This window comes from Massilia sp. UMI-21 (assembly GCA_015277795.1).
GTDB lineage: Bacteria > Pseudomonadota > Gammaproteobacteria > Burkholderiales > Burkholderiaceae_D > Telluria.
Genome location: CP063848.1, coordinates 4783520 through 4799684 on the forward strand (window position 1 = coordinate 4783520; position 16165 = coordinate 4799684).

General features: G+C 65.6%; 15 protein-coding genes. 8 read left to right on the plus strand and 7 right to left on the minus strand.

Features of this window, described 5'->3' with window-relative positions; all coding sequences use genetic code 11:
* The first annotated feature begins 31 nt into the window (after positions 1 to 31).
* The 8 genes from IM543_21005 (at position 32) to IM543_21040 (ending at position 7419) form a co-directional block, all read left to right on the plus strand.
* Positions 32 to 661, plus strand: coding sequence for a hypothetical protein (locus IM543_21005; protein ID QOY93968.1), 630 nt, complete (start codon positions 32 to 34; stop codon positions 659 to 661).
* Positions 658 to 1212: a TlpA family protein disulfide reductase gene (locus IM543_21010; GenBank protein ID QOY93969.1), complete on the plus strand. Its 555-nt coding sequence runs from the start codon at positions 658 to 660 to the stop codon at positions 1210 to 1212. The genes IM543_21005 and IM543_21010 overlap by 4 nt, the downstream gene beginning before the upstream one ends.
* Positions 1213 to 1457: 245 nt before the next feature.
* A complete protein-coding gene (aroQ, locus tag IM543_21015; protein QOY96793.1) occupies positions 1458 to 1895 on the plus strand; it encodes a type II 3-dehydroquinate dehydratase in 438 nt (145 codons plus the stop codon).
* A gap of 95 nt (positions 1896 to 1990) precedes the next feature.
* Positions 1991 to 2461: an acetyl-CoA carboxylase biotin carboxyl carrier protein gene (locus IM543_21020; GenBank protein QOY93970.1), complete on the plus strand. Its 471-nt coding sequence runs from the start codon at positions 1991 to 1993 to the stop codon at positions 2459 to 2461.
* Between the two features lie 175 nt (positions 2462 to 2636).
* Positions 2637 to 4052 (plus strand): acetyl-CoA carboxylase biotin carboxylase subunit, encoded by a 1416-nt coding sequence (gene accC / locus IM543_21025; GenBank protein QOY93971.1) that lies wholly within the window; start codon positions 2637 to 2639, stop codon positions 4050 to 4052.
* On the plus strand, positions 4049 to 5005 hold the full coding sequence (gene prmA, locus IM543_21030) for a 50S ribosomal protein L11 methyltransferase (GenBank protein ID QOY93972.1): 957 nt from the start codon (positions 4049 to 4051) through the stop codon (positions 5003 to 5005). The genes accC and prmA overlap by 4 nt, the downstream gene beginning before the upstream one ends.
* Positions 5006 to 5018: 13 nt before the next feature.
* The gene (locus IM543_21035) at positions 5019 to 6440 is read left to right on the plus strand and encodes a zinc-ribbon domain-containing protein (GenBank protein ID QOY93973.1); all 1422 of its coding nucleotides are present in this window, start codon (positions 5019 to 5021) and stop codon (positions 6438 to 6440) included.
* A 37-nt stretch (positions 6441 to 6477) separates the two neighbouring features.
* A complete protein-coding gene (locus tag IM543_21040) occupies positions 6478 to 7419 on the plus strand; it encodes a carbohydrate kinase family protein (protein ID QOY93974.1) in 942 nt (313 codons plus the stop codon).
* Between the two features lie 76 nt (positions 7420 to 7495).
* Here IM543_21040 and IM543_21045 read toward each other — a convergent pair whose 3' ends face one another.
* From IM543_21045 to IM543_21075, 7 genes are all read right to left on the minus strand, one after another.
* Positions 7496 to 8023, minus strand: a complete 528-nt coding sequence (locus IM543_21045) for a YggT family protein (protein QOY93975.1) — start codon at positions 8021 to 8023, stop codon at positions 7496 to 7498.
* 86 nt (positions 8024 to 8109) lie between these two features.
* Entirely contained in the window at positions 8110 to 9342 is a 1233-nt protein-coding gene (locus IM543_21050; protein ID QOY96794.1) for a hypothetical protein, read from the minus strand.
* A gap of 715 nt (positions 9343 to 10057) precedes the next feature.
* The gene (locus IM543_21055; GenBank protein ID QOY93976.1) at positions 10058 to 10297 is read right to left on the minus strand and encodes a hypothetical protein; all 240 of its coding nucleotides are present in this window, start codon (positions 10295 to 10297) and stop codon (positions 10058 to 10060) included.
* A complete protein-coding gene (locus tag IM543_21060; protein ID QOY93977.1) occupies positions 10294 to 11940 on the minus strand; it encodes a glycosyltransferase family 4 protein in 1647 nt (548 codons plus the stop codon). The genes IM543_21055 and IM543_21060 overlap by 4 nt, the downstream gene beginning before the upstream one ends.
* A 232-nt stretch (positions 11941 to 12172) precedes the next feature.
* Complete coding sequence (locus tag IM543_21065; protein QOY93978.1) at positions 12173 to 12961, minus strand: hypothetical protein; 789 nt, start codon at positions 12959 to 12961, stop codon at positions 12173 to 12175.
* A gap of 110 nt (positions 12962 to 13071) precedes the next feature.
* The gene (locus IM543_21070; GenBank protein QOY93979.1) at positions 13072 to 14781 is read right to left on the minus strand and encodes a PQQ-dependent sugar dehydrogenase; all 1710 of its coding nucleotides are present in this window, start codon (positions 14779 to 14781) and stop codon (positions 13072 to 13074) included.
* 184 nt (positions 14782 to 14965) lie between these two features.
* Positions 14966 to 16075 (minus strand): ribonucleotide-diphosphate reductase subunit beta, encoded by a 1110-nt coding sequence (locus IM543_21075; GenBank protein QOY93980.1) that lies wholly within the window; start codon positions 16073 to 16075, stop codon positions 14966 to 14968.
* Positions 16076 to 16165 lie beyond the last annotated feature (90 nt).

Consider the following 16165-nt stretch of genomic DNA (forward strand, 5'->3'; position numbering starts at 1 on the left):
ATTTTCCTCTTAAGAGTATGATTCGGGCATCATGCCTACTCAGAACAATGACCTACTCCAGCTGCGCGCCGAAATCGCTGCCTTTGCTGCGCGCATGGTCGCCCAGGATGGCGCCGATTACGATACCGCGCGCCGCAAGGCGGCGCGCCAGGTGCTCGGGGTGGACCGCCCCAGTCCCAACCTGATGCCCGACAACCTGCAGATCGAGGACCAGGTCCGTCAATACCAGGCCCTGTTCGGCGGTCCCGGCCAGGCCGAGCGCTTGCGCGCCCTGCGCGAGACCGCCCTGCAGGTGATGGACCAGCTGGCCGACTTCCGCCCCTACCTCACCGGCGCCGTGCTCAACGGTACGGCGGGCGAGCACGACGAGATCCACCTGCAGCTGTTCGCCGACAGCGCCAAGGAGGTCGAGATCTTCCTGCTCAACCGCAACGTCGATATCGAGATCTCCGAAACGCCGCATTTCAAGGGCGGGCGGCACGATCCGGTTGAAACGGTCAGCTTCCTGTGGCATAAGGAAACTATTCATGCCGAGTTATACGATTTTCATGATGTGCGCGGGGCCTTGAAACCGCGCGCCGATGGCCGCCTGCAGCGGGTCGACGCAGCCGGGCTGCGTGCGCTGATGGCAAACGATGAGACTTTGGAACAGGACGAATGAATAAGAAACACGTGGCTGCCTATGCGGCCGTTGCCGCCATGTTCGGCATCATGGGGGCCCTGGTTGCCATCAACAAGAAAGAAGTCCCTCCCTACACCACGGCCATCGCGCCGACCGGCGGCAAGCCGCACAGCGTCGTCGAGAACCTGTTCGCGCAGTCGCTCAACGACCTGCAGGGAATGCCGCAGCCGCTGTCCAGGTGGCGCGGCAAGCCCTTGCTGGTGAATTTCTGGGCAACCTGGTGCGCGCCCTGCGTGCAGGAGATGCCGGAGCTGTCCGAACTGGCCGCGCTTGATGCCGGCAAGCACTTCAATGTGATCGGCATCGGCATCGATTCACCCTCGAACATGCGCGAATTCGCCGCCAAGCTCAAGATCGCCTATCCGCTCTACGTGGCCGGCATGGGCGGCACCGAGCTGTCGCGCGCCTTCGGCAACAGCGCCGGCGGGCTGCCGTATACGGTATTGATCGGCGCGGACGGCCAGGTGCGCAAGACCTACCTGGGCAAGCTGAAGTTCGACGAACTGCGGGCCGACCTGGCCGAACTTTGAGTTGCCGTAGAGTCCCAGGGTGGCCGGCTGCGCCGAGCGCGCGTTCAGCCACCGATAGAACAGCCGTGCAGGCAGTATCGGCATGATTCGAACGCGTGGCCGGCACCGCCGGCCACCCGGCGAGCGAACGATCGTTCTTTTCCGAACTGCGCCGAATATGCGTTCAACCCCCGGTAATTTTACCGCTTGCCAATAGTCGAGCTTGGCGGCACAATGCCTTCCTTTCGGGCTTCAGACTCTTCAACATGGCGAAAAAGCTACTGCTGCTTAACGGCCCCAACCTCAATCTACTGGGGACCCGGGAGCCCGAGGTGTACGGCGCGACGACGCTGGCCGACATCGAACAGGCGGCACTGGCACAGGCTCAGGCGGCAGGCGCAAGCCTCGACTGCTTCCAGAGCAACCATGAAGGAGCCCTGATCGACCGCATCCACGCCGCGCGCGGCGAAGGCGTGGACGCGATCGTCATCAATCCGGGCGGCCTGACCCATACCAGCGTGGCCCTGCGCGATGCGCTTGCTGCGGTGGCAATCCCGTTCGTGGAGGTACACATCTCGAATGTCCATGCCCGCGAATCCTTCCGGCATCACTCGTACCTGTCGGCTGTCGCGCAAGGCGTGATCTGCGGACTGGGGCCGGACGGATACCGGTTTGCCATCGACTTTGCGCTTAAATCGCGTTAATCTACGTCAACTTCATGTATCAGCGGCCGCAGGCTTACCCGGCATCGCGTTGCCAGCTCTCTTAAAAACGAATAAAACATTCCAAGGGGTTTCACATGGATCTCAGAAAACTCAAGACTTTGATCGACCTGGTCGCCGAATCGGACATCGCTGAACTCGAAGTGACCGAAGGCGAAAGCAAGGTCCGCATCGTCAAGTCGTCCGCAAACCCGCAAAACCAGATGATGATGCTGCCGCAGCAGGCCGTGCAGCACTACGCCGCCCCGGCCCAGCAGGGCGCGGTCGCGGCCCCTGCGGCAGCCCCGGCCGCCGCGCCGGTCGCCGAGCAGACCGGCCACGTGGTCAAGTCGCCGATGGTCGGCACCTTCTACCGCTCTTCGGCCCCGGGCGCCCCGGCCTTCGTGGAAGTCGGCGCCAACATCAAGCAGGGCGATACCCTGTGCATCATCGAAGCGATGAAGCTCCTGAACGAGATCGATGCCGACGTCGCCGGCACGGTCACCAAGATTCTCGTGGAAAACGGCCAGCCGGTCGAATTTGGCCAGCCGCTGTTCGTCATCGGCTAAGATCGCCTGACAATCCCCCATGGCGGCGTTGCACCGTCTCGCCGTAATGGTGTCTTGTTGGACGATCCGAACCCTCCGGCCGGGCGGCGTCCGCCGCCAGCCCATCCATGTCGTGTCCGGCGCGCTTTCTGATCCAGACTGTTGCGCCGGTTTTCACTGAAACACCGAACCTACCATGTTTGAAAAAATCCTCATCGCCAACCGTGGTGAAATCGCGCTGCGTATCCAGCGCGCCTGCCGCGAACTGGGCATCAAGACGGTCGTCGTTCACTCCGAGGCCGACAAGGACGCGAAGTACGTGAAACTGGCGGACGAATCCGTCTGCATCGGCCCGGCCCAGTCGGCGCTCAGCTACCTGAACATGCCGGCGATTATCAGCGCCGCCGAAGTGACGGACGCCGAGGCGATCCACCCGGGCTACGGCTTCCTGTCGGAGAACGCCGACTTCGCCGAACGCGTCGAGAAATCGGGCTTCGTCTTCATCGGCCCGCGCTCGGACTCGATCCGCCTGATGGGCGACAAGGTCTCGGCCAAGCAGGCGATGATCAAGGCCGGCGTGCCTTGCGTGCCGGGTTCGGACGGCGCCCTGCCGGACGATCCGAAAGAGATCATCACGACCGCGCGCAAGATCGGCTACCCGGTCATCATCAAGGCCGCCGGCGGCGGTGGCGGCCGCGGCATGCGCGTGGTGCACACCGAAGCCGCACTGCTGGGCGCCGTGCAGATGACCAAAACCGAAGCCGGCACCGCCTTCGGCAATCCGGAAGTCTACATGGAGAAGTTCCTGGAAAATCCGCGCCACGTGGAGATCCAGATCCTCGCCGACGAACACAAGAACGCCGTCTGGCTGGGCGAGCGCGACTGCTCGATGCAGCGCCGCCACCAGAAAGTGATCGAGGAAGCGCCGGCGCCGGGCATCCCGCGCAAACTCATCGAGAAGATCGGCGACCGCTGCGCCGAAGCCTGCCGCAAGATCGGCTACCGCGGCGCCGGCACCTTCGAATTCCTGTACGAGAACGGCGAGTTCTACTTCATCGAGATGAACACCCGCGTGCAGGTGGAACACCCGGTCACCGAGATGATCACCGGGATCGACATCGTGCAGGAACAGATCCGCATCGCCTGCGGCGAGAAGCTGCGCTTCAAGCAGCGCGACATCATGCTGTCGGGCCATTCGATCGAGTGCCGCATCAATGCCGAAGACCCGTTCAAGTTCACGCCTTCCCCGGGCCGCATCACCGGCTGGCATCCGCCGGGCGGTCCTGGCATCCGTGTCGATTCGCACTCGTATGCAGGATATTATGTTCCACCTCATTACGACTCGATGATCGGCAAGGTAATTTCTTACGGTGCGACGCGCGAGCAGGCAATTCGCCGCATGCAAATCGCGCTCTCGGAAATGGTGGTCGAAGGTATTCTCACCAATATCCCGCTGCACCGTGAGCTGATGGTCGACGCCCGCTTCATCGAGGGCGGCACCAACATCCACTACCTGGAGCACAAGCTGGCCTCGAAGCCGGACCTGCCGAAGGAAGGTGGCCTCGGCGCCAAATCGGAAACCAAGGTAGCGGACGTGAAGGCTGATCTATGAGCTGGACCGAAGTCGTCATCGAAGTAGCCCGCGATCACGCGGAAGCCCTGTCGGACGCCCTGATGGAAGCGGGCGCCCTGTCGGTTTCCGTGGAAGACGCGGACGAAGGCACGGAGCTCGAGAAACCGCTGTTCGGCGAGCCGGGCATGGAGCCCACCGAGGCTGCCTGGGACCACTCGCGCGTGGTCGCGCTCACCGATACCGACGCCGACCAGTTCGCGATCGTGCAGGAAGCCGCCAACGCCATCAAGCTGCCCGTGCTGCCTTCGTTCACCACCCGCGCGGTGGCGGACGCCGACTGGGTGCGCCTGACCCAGTCGCAGTTCGAGCCGATCCACATCGGCAAGAACATCTGGGTCGTGCCGAGCTGGCACGAAGCGCCGGACCCGAACGGGCTCATCCTCGAGCTCGATCCCGGCCTGGCCTTCGGCACCGGCAGCCACCCGACCACCCGCCTGTGCATGGAATGGCTGGAAGCGCACCCCGCGCCCGGCAAGTCGGTGCTGGACTACGGCTGCGGTTCGGGCATCCTGGCGATGGTCGCCAAGAAGCTCGGCGCGCAAGACGTCGCCGGGGTCGACATCGACCCGCAGGCGATCGAATCGGCGCGCAGCAACGCCGAACGCAACAAGGTCAGCATCGACTACTACCTGCCGGACGACTTCGCGGCCGCGCCGAACACGCGCCATGCGCAGGGCCAGTTCGACATCGTGGTGGCCAACATCCTGTCGAGCCCATTGAAGCTGATGGCGCCGATGCTGTCCGGCCGCGTGGCGCCGGGCGGCAGCCTGATCCTGTCGGGCGTGCTGGCACGCCAGGCCGAGGAAGTGGCCGCCGCCTACGCACCTTTCATCAAGCTGGGCGTCTGGGCCGAGCAGGACGGCTGGGTCGCCCTTCACGGGACGCTCGGCCAGGACACCGCCCCCGCGCCGCGCTCCGCCACCGCCGCTTAAGGGAAACCCAGGCATGGCGCTCGCCACCCAATGTCCCCACTGCGGCACCATGTTCCGTGTCGCCGCGGACCAGCTGAAGCTGCGTGGGGGCATTGTTCGCTGCGGCGCCTGCACCCAGGTATTCGACGGCAGCGCCGCGCTGGTCGACATGGCCGCCGCGGCGCCCTCCTCCGCCCTTCCGTCCGCACGTCGCCGCCTTGCGGCGGAACCCGCATCCGCCGCCGCTGCCGTTCCTGAACCCGCACCCGCAACGGCGCCTGCGCCTGCGCCTGCGCCGCAGGAAGCGCCCGCGGTCGCCGCTGGCGCCGAAGAAAACGCCGCCGATCCCATCTACACCCTCGCGTTCGACCGTACTTTCGCGCCCTTCGGCATCCTGCCGCAGGTCAGCCGCGAGGACGGCCAGGACCTTGCTGCGCCACAGGAGCCGGAAGAAACCGGGGCCCTGGTGGCCGACGCCCGCCCGCAGCCGGCCGTGACGGCAGCACCGCCGCAGGCCGAAGCACAGCCTGAAGCCGAGCCCGGGCCTGAACCTGAGCCTGAACCCGAGCCTGAACCGGCCCTGGCGCCGGCGCCGGAGGCCGTATCCGCGCCCGAAACGGAACCGGCGGCCGAGCCAGGCGTGGACGAAGCGCTGGTCGCCGCGCCGGTGACGGACCACGAAGACGAGCCCGGCGAAGCGCCCGCGGTACCGACAGCGGTTGCCGACTCCGCCCCGGCCAGGGCCACGTCATCCGCCCCGCCGCTGCTGCTGCGCGAATCCGGCCCGGCCACGGTCACCATGCCGCTGCCGCCGAGCGCGCCGCCGGTGGCGCCAAGGACGCCGCGCGCCAAGGCCGCGGAAGCGCGCGCCGCGCGCCGCTCCAAGCTCACGCCGACCCGGATCGAAGCGCCCAAGCTGCGCGTGCCGGAACCGGACGAGCCCGAATTCGTGCGGCGCGGGCGCCAGCGCGAGCGCTCGGGCAAGGCGGTGCGCATCGCGATGGCGGCCGGCAGCCTTGTGCTGCTGCTGTTGCTGGCGGCGCAGCTGGTCCGCAGCTTCGGCAGCACGCTGGCGGCGCGCCACCCGGACATGCGGCCCGCGCTGGTCAGCGCCTGCGCGACGCTGGGCTGCCGCATCGAGCTGCCGGCCCAGATCGACGAACTGGTGATCGACACCGGCGAACTGACCACGCTCGGCGGCAACGCCTATACCTTCAGCACCCAGCTGCGCAACCAGGGCAATGCCGTCCAGTCCTGGCCGAGCATCGAACTGACCCTGGTCGATGCCGACGACAAGCCGCTGGTGCGGCGTGTGTTCGGCCCGCGCGACTACCTGCCCACGGGTCCGCAGCTGGCTGCCGGCTTCGCGGCGCGCACCGAGCAAGCCGTCAAGCTGCATTTCCGCGTCGAGGAGCCGGCGCCGTCCGGCTACCATATCGCGGTGTTCTATCCGTGACGCCTCGCCCCATTCTTTCCATTCCCGAGAGCCCCCCATGACCAAAACCGCCCTGATCTGCGGATCGATCGCCTTCGACAAGATCATGCAATACCACGGCCGCTTCGCCGAGACCCTGCTGGCCGACCAGCTGCATCGCGTGAACGTGTCTTTCCTGGTGCCGACCATGCGCCTGGAGTACGGCGGCTGCGCGGTGAACATCGCCTACAACCTCAAGCTGCTGGGCGGCGAGCCGCTGGTGATGGGCACCATCGGCCAGGACGGCGGCGATTACCTCGAGCGCATGAAGAAACAGGGCATCGAGACCCGCGCGATCCGCAGCATCCCCGATGCCTACACCGCACAGTGCTTCGTCACCGCGGACCAGGACAACAACCAGATCAACGCCTTCCACCCGGGCGCGATGCAGTACTCGCACGAGAACAAGGTGGCTGAGCAGGGCGAACTGCGCGTGGCGATCATTTCGCCGGACGGCCGCGACGGCATGATCCAGCACGCCGCCGACTGCGCCGCGCAGGACATTCCCTTCATGTTCGACCCGGGCCAGCAGCTGCCGATGTTCTCGGGCGAAGAGCTGATCCGCTTTATCGAGCAGGCCAGCTACCTGGCCTGCAACGACTATGAATTCGAAGTCGTGATGGACCGCACCGGCCTGAGCCTGGCGGACATCGCCGCGCGCCTGGACGCGCTGATCGTCACGCGCGGCGGCGACGGCTCGGACATCTACGCGGGCGGGGAGCACTACCGCATCCCGGCGGTGAAGGCGGATGAAATCGTCGACCCGACCGGCTGCGGCGATGCCTACCGCGCCGGTTTGCTGTACGGGATTACCAGTGGCTTCGACTGGCCGACCACCGGCCGCATCGCCAGCCTGCTGGGCGCGATCAAGATCGGCAGCACCGGAGGCCAGAACCATACGTTCACGCCGCAAGAGGTCGAGCAGAAGTTTGAGGCGGCATTCGGATACAAGTTCCGCTGAGCACCGCCACCAGGTTCATACCGTGAATAAAAAAATGGGTCCCCGCGGGGACCCATTCTTGTTCGTAGCGACGCTATTAACCGTAAAACACCTGGCGCAATACAAACTGGATAACCTGGATCAGCACCAGGGCCACCAGTACCGATAAATCGATCCCGCCGATGGGGGGCACCACGCGCCGGATCGGCCGCAGGATCGGGGTATTCAGCGCGTGCACGAACGGCGCCAGCGGCGCATGCGGATTCACCCAGCTGAAGATCGCCTCGATGATCAGGAGCGCCATGAAGCCGTACAGGATCCAGTTGAGGAAGCGGTGCAGCGCATGCAGCACCACCATCTCGCCCGACGCCCCGGCCAGCAGCAGCAGCGAGCTGGCCAGCAGCACCACCAGGAAGGCGCCGATCAGGCTTGCCCAGTCATAGCCGCCCATGCCCGGCACCAGGCGCCGTAGCGGCAATACCAGCCAGTCGGTCAGGGTAAAGGTGAACTGGCCGATCTGCTGCGGCGGACGCACCCGGATCGCCTGCATCCAGAAGCGCAGCAGGAGCAATCCTCCCAGCAGGCTGGCAGCGGTATCGACAATAAACTGGAGAATGGACAGCACGTAGGCTCCTAAAAAAAAACCGCTGTGTGAACGATCACACAGCGGTATTTTGCCTGATCCAGGCAAGACTCGCTACCGAGCCGGAATTATGGGCGGCTGCTGGTCGGGAACGGCCAGGCGGCTGCCGGCGACAGCGTGGTTTTCGCTGCGGCGGCCGGTGCTGCTGCCTTGCTGTCCGATTTCGAATCGGCCTTGGCTTCCGGCTTGGCTTCGGCTTTCGATTCCGATTTGGACTCGGCTTTCACTTCCGGTTTGGCTTCGGCTTTGGCTTCCGGTTTCGCTTCCGCTTTCATTTCCGGCTTGGCTTCGGCTTTTACGGCCGGCTTTGCAGCAGGCTTGGCTGCGGCCGATTTGGTCGCAGCGGTTTTGGCCGGAGCGGCGGCTTTGGCAGCGGTTTTGGCCGGTGCAGCAGCTTTAGCTGGAGCGGAGACTTTTTTTTCGGCCGGTTTTGCAGCGGCTTTAGCCGGAGCGGCGGCTTTAGCTGGAGCAGCAGCTTTAGCCGGGGCGGCAGCGCTCGGTTTCGACACCGTCGAAACTCGCTTTGCAGCCGGTTTAGCGGCAGCCTTGGCTGGAGCAGCAGCTTTCTTGGCAGCCGGTTTAGCGGCGGCTTTGGCTGGAGCAGCAGCTTTTTTGGCAGCCGGTTTAGCGGCGGCTTTGGTTGGAGCAGCGGCTTTCTTGGCAGCCGGTTTAGCAGCGGCTTTGGCCGGAGCAGCAGACTTCTTTGCAGCAGGTTTAGCGGCTACTTTTTTTGCTGCCGGCTTGGCTGCCGATTTGCTCGCAGCGGCCTTGGCTGCCGGCTTAGCAGCAGCTTTCTTTGCTGCAGGCTTGGCTGCCGATTTGGTCGCAGCTTTTGCTGCCGGCTTGGCTGCCGACTTGGTGGCGGCCTTGGCTGCCGGTTTAGCAGTTGCTTTCTTTGCTGCCGGCTTGGCTGCTGCTTTCTTTGCTGCTGGCTTCGCTGCCGGCTTGGCTACTGCTTTCTTTGCAGCTGGCTTTGCTGCCGACTTGGTAGCGGCCTTGGCTGCCGGTTTAGCAGCCGCTTTCTTTGCTGCTGGCTTGGCTGCCGGTTTAGCAGCTGCTTTCTTTGCAGCAGGCTTGGCTGCCGGTTTAGCGGCTGCTTTCTTTGCCGCAGGCTTTGCTGCCGGTTTAGCAGCTGCTTTCTTTGCTGCAGGCTTTGCTGCCGGTTTAGCAGCTGCTTTCTTTGCCGCAGGCTTTGCTGCCGGTTTAGCAGCTGCTTTCTTTGCAGCAGGTTTTGCTGCCGCCTTGGTGGCGGTGGTCTTGGTGGCAGCGGTCTTGCTTGCTGCAGCGCTCGACTTCGACACTGTCGAAGCTCGCTTTGCTGCCGGCTTGGCGGCTGCCTTGGTCGCGCTGGCCTTGGCTGCCGGCTTCGCTGCGGCCTTTGCTGCCGGTTTCTCGGCTGCGGCCTTGGCTGCCGGTTTGGTGGCCTTCGTCACGGACGAAGGCGCGCTTTTTGCTGCTGCCTTTGCTGCTGGTTTCTTAGCGGTTGCCATTTTGATTCTCCTTCATCTGCGATGAGAAATACGCTCAAGGTTAAAACCCGCCCACCCAAACGTGGCGGGCGAATTATTCATCGGACCAAACCGCCAGGCGATTTGGGCCAATGAATCCGGCACCGGCTGAACTGCTGCAACTCCTCACAATTGCAGCGCTTCAGCCAACGTCGTCAGGCAACCGATTCAATGCGTTTTCACATCGCTACCCTTGCGGGCGCGAAAAGAAAAAGCCGCCTTGCCTGAACACGGTCAGGCAGTGCGGCTTGTTCTTTTCGCTTCGCTTACGTGCATACTGATTGAATCAGTGTCCTATTATTCGATCGATTACTGCCCCGGATGGACGCGACAATATCACATGTTCACGTTTTGACAAATTCAAACACGTAAAGTACACGAAAACTTTGTGAGCGCGCAACCGGAACACCGCAAAAGAAATCGTCTTTTCACGCCAATCATGCGATTGCGCATTGGTCTCGTCTTGATCCCGCAATGATCGCTTTTTATTCATCACCCGAAATCCATTTCAACTGATCGGCAAACCATCTGCGCCGGTACCGGCCGCTGCGCTTTCGAGCGCAGCGCGCATTGAAAAAGCCGGGCCCGGCAATGAATGGGTTTTCGGCTGCAGCCTCGCCGGCGATCCATTGGCGATCCATCGGCAACCAAGGATCGCACCGCGCCACTGCACCTGCTTGGACATCGCCGCATACGAAACGGTGCCCTTTATTTTCGCGATCGCCGGCAGCCTGGCGCAGCTGCTCATTCGAGGACCCTGAGCAGATCCATCTTGCACAGCCAGGCCAGTCCGCGCAGCAGCGTGGGACGGTCGCAGGGACCGAGCGTGTCGATCAGTTCCTCCACTTCCACCGGCCGCGGCCCGATCGCCCCGAACAGGCGGCCGAACTCCTCGAGCGTCGGCAGCGACGCCGAGGCGTAGCGGTTGATCGCCAGTTCCCGGTACTGGTTGACCAGCGCCAGCGAGGCATCCGGCGTCAACTCCACCAACGATGCCGCAGTCAGCGGACGCGTCGCATAGCTCGCGAACAGCCGGAATGGATCGGGGCGGTCCGGCGCGCGCGCGGGCAGCGGCGGCGCCAGTCGCGCATCGGCGCGGCGGCGCTCGGCCAGTTCGTCCCACAGCGCGCGGTAGCGTCCGAGAATCACGGCCCAGTCGAATTCCGTCTGCGCCCTCGTGCGCGCCTGCGCGCCCAGCTTGCGCCGCAAATCGGCGTCGCGCACCAGCCGACTGTAAGCCTGCGCCAGCAGCGCGCCGTCCAGGGCCACCGCCTGGCTGGCGTGGCCGCAATACATGTCGAAGCTGTCGATGCCATCGTCGTAGCGCAGCGCCAGGTCGAGCCCTGCCCCGGGGCCCGGCATTACGGTCGGGATGCGGTAACCGTCGATGCCGTCGCGCACGGTGTCGCGGTAGCCGTTCCAGTCCGATACCACGCACGGCAGCCCGGCCGCCATCGCCTCGATCGGAGTCAGGCCGAAGGTCTCCTGGACGTTGTCGGCCAGCGAGGTGAAGACGTCCGCGGCGGCCCAGGCATCGCGCCCGTTGCCCGCCGCGCGCCCGTCGAGCTCCACCAGGCGCACCGAGGGACAGAGCAGCGCGGCCGCCTCGCGGAAGGCGGCGCCGATGGCTTCGCCGGCATACCAGCCCGCGACGATCAGATGCACGCGGCGCCCGGCCTTGTCGGCGCGCTCCAGCGCGCTGAACATCTGCTGCGGGTGCGACTTGGCATGCAGGGACAAGCGCCCCAGATACAGGAAGGCGACATCGTCGGCGCCGATGCCGAGCCGTTCGCGCGCCTGCCGGCGCCGCGCCGCGTCCGGCGCCAGCTCCGCGCAGTGCACGCCGAGCGGAATCAGGGGCAGCTGCGGCAGCTCGAAGCGCTGCGCCGCCAGCCGTGTGCGCAGGTAGTCGGCCTGCTCCTCGATCAGGACCCGCAGGCTGTCGCGCACCACGCGCGAGGTGCAGATGACGGCGTCCCAGCTGCGCACCGGCGCCACCAGCAGGGCGCTCACCATGCTCATCGTCTCGTGCGATGCGGTGGCGTGCGTGATGCCGCACAGGCTGTAGCGCTGCTCCCCCGCCGCCAGCCTGCGCCAGGCCAGGCGTTCGATGCCGGGGCCGGGATGGAACAGGCAGCCGAAGCGTTCGAGGCGCTGCGGCGCCGCCGGCGGCACCCAGGCCACCTCGCCCCCGAACCCCTCTTCGCGCAGGGCGGCCTCGAATGCATCGGCATGGCTGCGCTCGGCCGCGAAGCAACCGACTTCGCACAGGCCCGCGTGGCGCGCGATCGCGCCCAGCAGGCCGACACCGGCCGACTGCCGGCCCATCAGCTTGTGGCCGGCGACGGAAAAAGATTCGGGAAGGTAATGCAGGGCAAAGCTTTCCGGCATGCGGTCTCCTGCGGCCGAGCCACCCGCGACGGTGCGGGTGCTGCTGACCGGTCTGGACCATCATAGCGATGGCAACGATGACACGGCGCAAGCGTGCACGCACACAGCCCGTTCATCGAAGACCGTCCGCTGAACAAGGAGCTGGCTGTCCTCCATGCGCCGCTGGGCGCGCCGGCGTATCTCAGCAGGGTCTTGAACCTCGACCGGTTTCCGGTGCCGCTGAAGCGTTCATCTAGCTGTCGCAGCCAGCGCCGCAGCCGCCACCACCGCAGGCACTGCCACAGGATACGGCGCCGTCGCTGTCGCCGTCGCCGCTGTCCACTGCCGCATCGCACCCGACACCGATCCATTCCGCCTGCGTGGGTGAGCAGATCGGGCCGCGAACCCTGGCATAGTCGTCTTCGCCGATCAATCCGGCCCGCAGAAGGCCATGTGGCGTCAGCGCGTTCGGGAAGCTCGGCCGCCCTTCAGGATGCCCCAGTTCGTCCAACGCCGAGCAGGTGACCAGGCCGCCAGTGATCCCGTAGCCGAAACCGCGCGGCATGCCCAGCCGCGCATCCAGCGTGAACAGCCTTGGCAGGTCCGGTCCGGCCGCCGGCTTCGATGCGCGCCGGCGCGCCTGCACCAGGCACACCGCGAGCGCGCGGCCCATCTCGCCCTCGCCCATGCGGGCCCGCTCGAGGTGCGCAATGCTGCGGCCGAAATGGCGGATGCAGAAGCGTTCGAGCCCCGCCGCGTCCATGCGCGTCCACGCATGCCAGACCGAGTCCGCCGCGCGCGAAGGCAAGGCGCAAGGGCGGCCGGCGGCGGCCGCGCAATCGAAGAACATCATCAGCCCTTCGGCCGCCTGGGCATAGAAAGCGGCGTCGCGCGCAATGCCGGGAAATTCCTGGTGCGCGCTGCGCGCCCAGCAGGTAAACAGCGCGGCCGGCACCTCGGCCAGCACCGACGCATAGGTCGACTGGGCGAATTCCCACGCCACGGTGCGTGCCGGCGCACGCGGGGTTTCCCTGACATTCATCGCATCCTCCGTTACGGGCATCCGCTCACCTTAGTGCAGGGACGCCGGCCGGATGATGACCGAGCTCAACAATGAAAAAGCCCGCCGGGTGGCGGGTCTCGATGGATGCTTCAGCGTTGCGGCGCGATCCGCCACACGGTGCCGCCGGCATCGTCCACCACCAGCAGTGCGCCGTCCGCCGCCACCGCCACGCCGGCCGGGCGGCCCCAGACCTCGCGGTCGCTCAGCACCATGCCGCTCATGAAGTCCTGGTACTGGCCGGTCGGCACGCCGTTCTTCATGAACACGCGTACCACCTTGTAGCCGGTGCGCACGCCACGGTTCCAGGAGCCGTGCAGGGCCACGAAGACGTCGCCCTCGTACTCCTTCGGGAAAGCATTCCGCGCGCCCTTCGGCGCCTGGTAGACCGCCATGCCGAGCGGCGCCGAGTGCGGCTGGATCAGCACGTCCGGCACGATGGCCTTGCCCTTCAGGTCAGGACGCTGCCCCTTGAGGCGCGGATCTTCATGCTCGCCGATGTAGTACCACGGCCAGCCATAGTAGCCGCCCTGCTTGACGCGGGTCAGGTAGTCCGGCGGCAGGTTGTCGCCCAGCGCGTCGCGCTCGTTCACCGTGCACATCACATCGCCCGTGCTCGGGTAGACCAGCATGCCGACGCAGTTGCGCAGGCCGGTGGCCCAGGTGCGGCGGTTCTTGCCGTCGGGGTCGAAGGCCATCACGGTGGCGCGGTCGGTCTCCACGCCCCAGGCCGCGCCCAGGCCGTGCTTGGCTTCCCATTGCGCGATCGGCTCCGGCGGCGTGGCGCCGATCTCGGTGGCGACGTTGGTGGCCGAACCGATCGACAGCAGCATGGTCTTGTCGTCCTTCAAGAAGGCCAGGCTGCGGGTGGTGTGGCCGCCGCTGGTGTCGGACAACTGCGCCACCACGGTCTCGGGCGCAGCGCGCGCGCTCAGGTCGCCGTTGCGGTAGGGGATGCGGACGATGGAATTGACGTTGGCGACGTACAGGTATTGCGGGTTGGCGCCGGACGGCCAGAAGGCCATGCCGTAGGGGCGACTCAAGCCGCTGGCGAATACCTCGGGCGTAGCCGATCGCTGCCCTTCCTTCGCACGCAGGACCTTGATCTCGCCCTTGGCGGTGGCGGCCAGGAAGATGTCGCCGTTGGGCGCGCGCAGCGGCAGGCGTGGCTTGTCGGCGTCAACGGCATAGATGCTGACCGCGAAGCCCGGCGGCACGCTCGGCATGCTGCCGTTCGGACGGGCCTCCACGCGCGGGCCGTTGCCGGCGCTGCTGGTGGCGAACGGCGGCGGCAGGTCGCTCAGCTTGATGTGGTGGATGCGGCCGGGCTGGCTGTCGTCCCAGGAGCCGTTGCGCTCCGCCGACGCGGCGCTCCTGGCAGGCGCCTCGGTTTGTGCGGCGACTTTGACCGGGCCTTGCAGGCTGGCGAGGTAGTCGATGAGTGCGGCGCGGGTCGCCTTGTCCGGCACGCCGACCGGCATCGTGGTGCCGGGCACGTCTTTCGCCGGGTCGGCCAGGAACACATCCAGCTGTTCGCGGGTCCAGGTCTTGCCGGCGGCGCCGGCCTTGTTCAAGGCTTGCGAGTAGTTGTAGCCGGCAACGCTCCCCGCCTTGCGGCCGAGGACGCCGAACAGGCCGGGGCCGGCGCGCGAGGACAGGCTGGCATCGACACTGTGGCAGCTGGCGCAGTTGTTCTGGAAGGTGGTCCGGCCGGCGGCGGCCTGGGGCGCGGCGTGGGTGCTGGACGCCACTGCGAGGCCGGCGAGCAGCGCGGCCTGCAGCGTCAGGGTCTTGGCTTGCAAGGGAGTTCTCCTGTTATTCGGACTGGACAATCCGCCATCATAGGACAACTCGTAGGGACGTGTGCGTCTCTGATGACGTTGCCGGCGAGAACGGAAGGCCGCCGACATGGCTGGCGGGCGAGAAAAGAAAAACCCGGCTGCCATTGCTGGCAGCCGGGTCGATGTAGCAGTCAATGCGACGGGATCAATCCCAGCTCAGCGCCCCACCCGTCTGGTACTCGGTCACGCGGGTCTCGAAGAAGTTACGCTCTTTCTTGAGGTCGATCATCTCGCTCATCCACGGGAACGGGTTCTCTTCGTTCGGGAACAGCGGATCGAGGCCGATCTGCACGGCGCGGCGGTTGGCGATGAAGCGCAGGTAGCCCTTGAACATCGGGGCGTTCAGGCCCAGCACGCCGCGCGGCATGGTGTCTTCGGCGTAGCGGTACTCCAGGTCGACCGCCTGCAGGAACAGGACCTTCAGCTCTTCGCGGAAGGCCGGGGTCCACAGCTGCGGGTTTTCCATCTTGATCGTGTTGATCAGGTCGATGCCGAAGTTCACGTGCATCGACTCGTCGCGCAGGATGTACTGGTACTGCTCGGCGGCGCCGGTCATCTTGTTCTGGCGGCCCAGCGCTAGGATCTGGGTGAAGCCGACGTAGAAGAACAGGCCTTCCATCAGGCAGGCGAACACGATGATCGACTTCAGCAGCTGCTGGTCGGCTTCCATGGTGCCGGTCTTGAATTCCGGGTCGGTCAGCACGTTGATGAACGGGATCAGGAACTGGTCCTTGTCGTGGATCGACGCGATCTCGTTGTAGGCGTTGAAGATTTCCTTCTCGTCCAGGCCGAGCGACTCGACGATGTACTGGTAGGCGTGGGTGTGGATCGCTTCCTCGAAGGCCTGGCGCAGCAGGTACTGGCGGCATTCCGGCGCGGTGATGTGGCGGTAGGTGCCCAGCACGATGTTGTTGGCGGCCAGCGAGTCGGCGGTGGTGAAGAAGCCGAGGTTGCGCTTGACCAGGCGGCGCTCGTCTTCCGACAGGCCGTTCGGGCTCTTCCACAGCTCGATGTCGCGCTGCATGTTCACTTCCTGCGGCATCCAGTGATTCGCGCAGCCGGCCAGGTATTTGTCCCAGGCCCACTTATACTTGAACGGCACCAGCTGGTTGACGTCGGTCTGGCCGTTGATGATGCGCTTGTCGTCGGCGTTGACGCGCTTGGCGACTTCGGCGGCGGGCGGCGCGGCTTCGCCGGCGGCTTGCGGTGCGCGGGGCGCTGGTGCGGTGGTTTGTTCGTCGTCCCAGGATAGCATGGTGGTATTCCTTCTTTCGTGACTGCGTCCGCGCGGAGCGGACGGTCGAATTCGTTTGTTCGGTGAGTTACCGGTGCAGCCAGCCGGTGG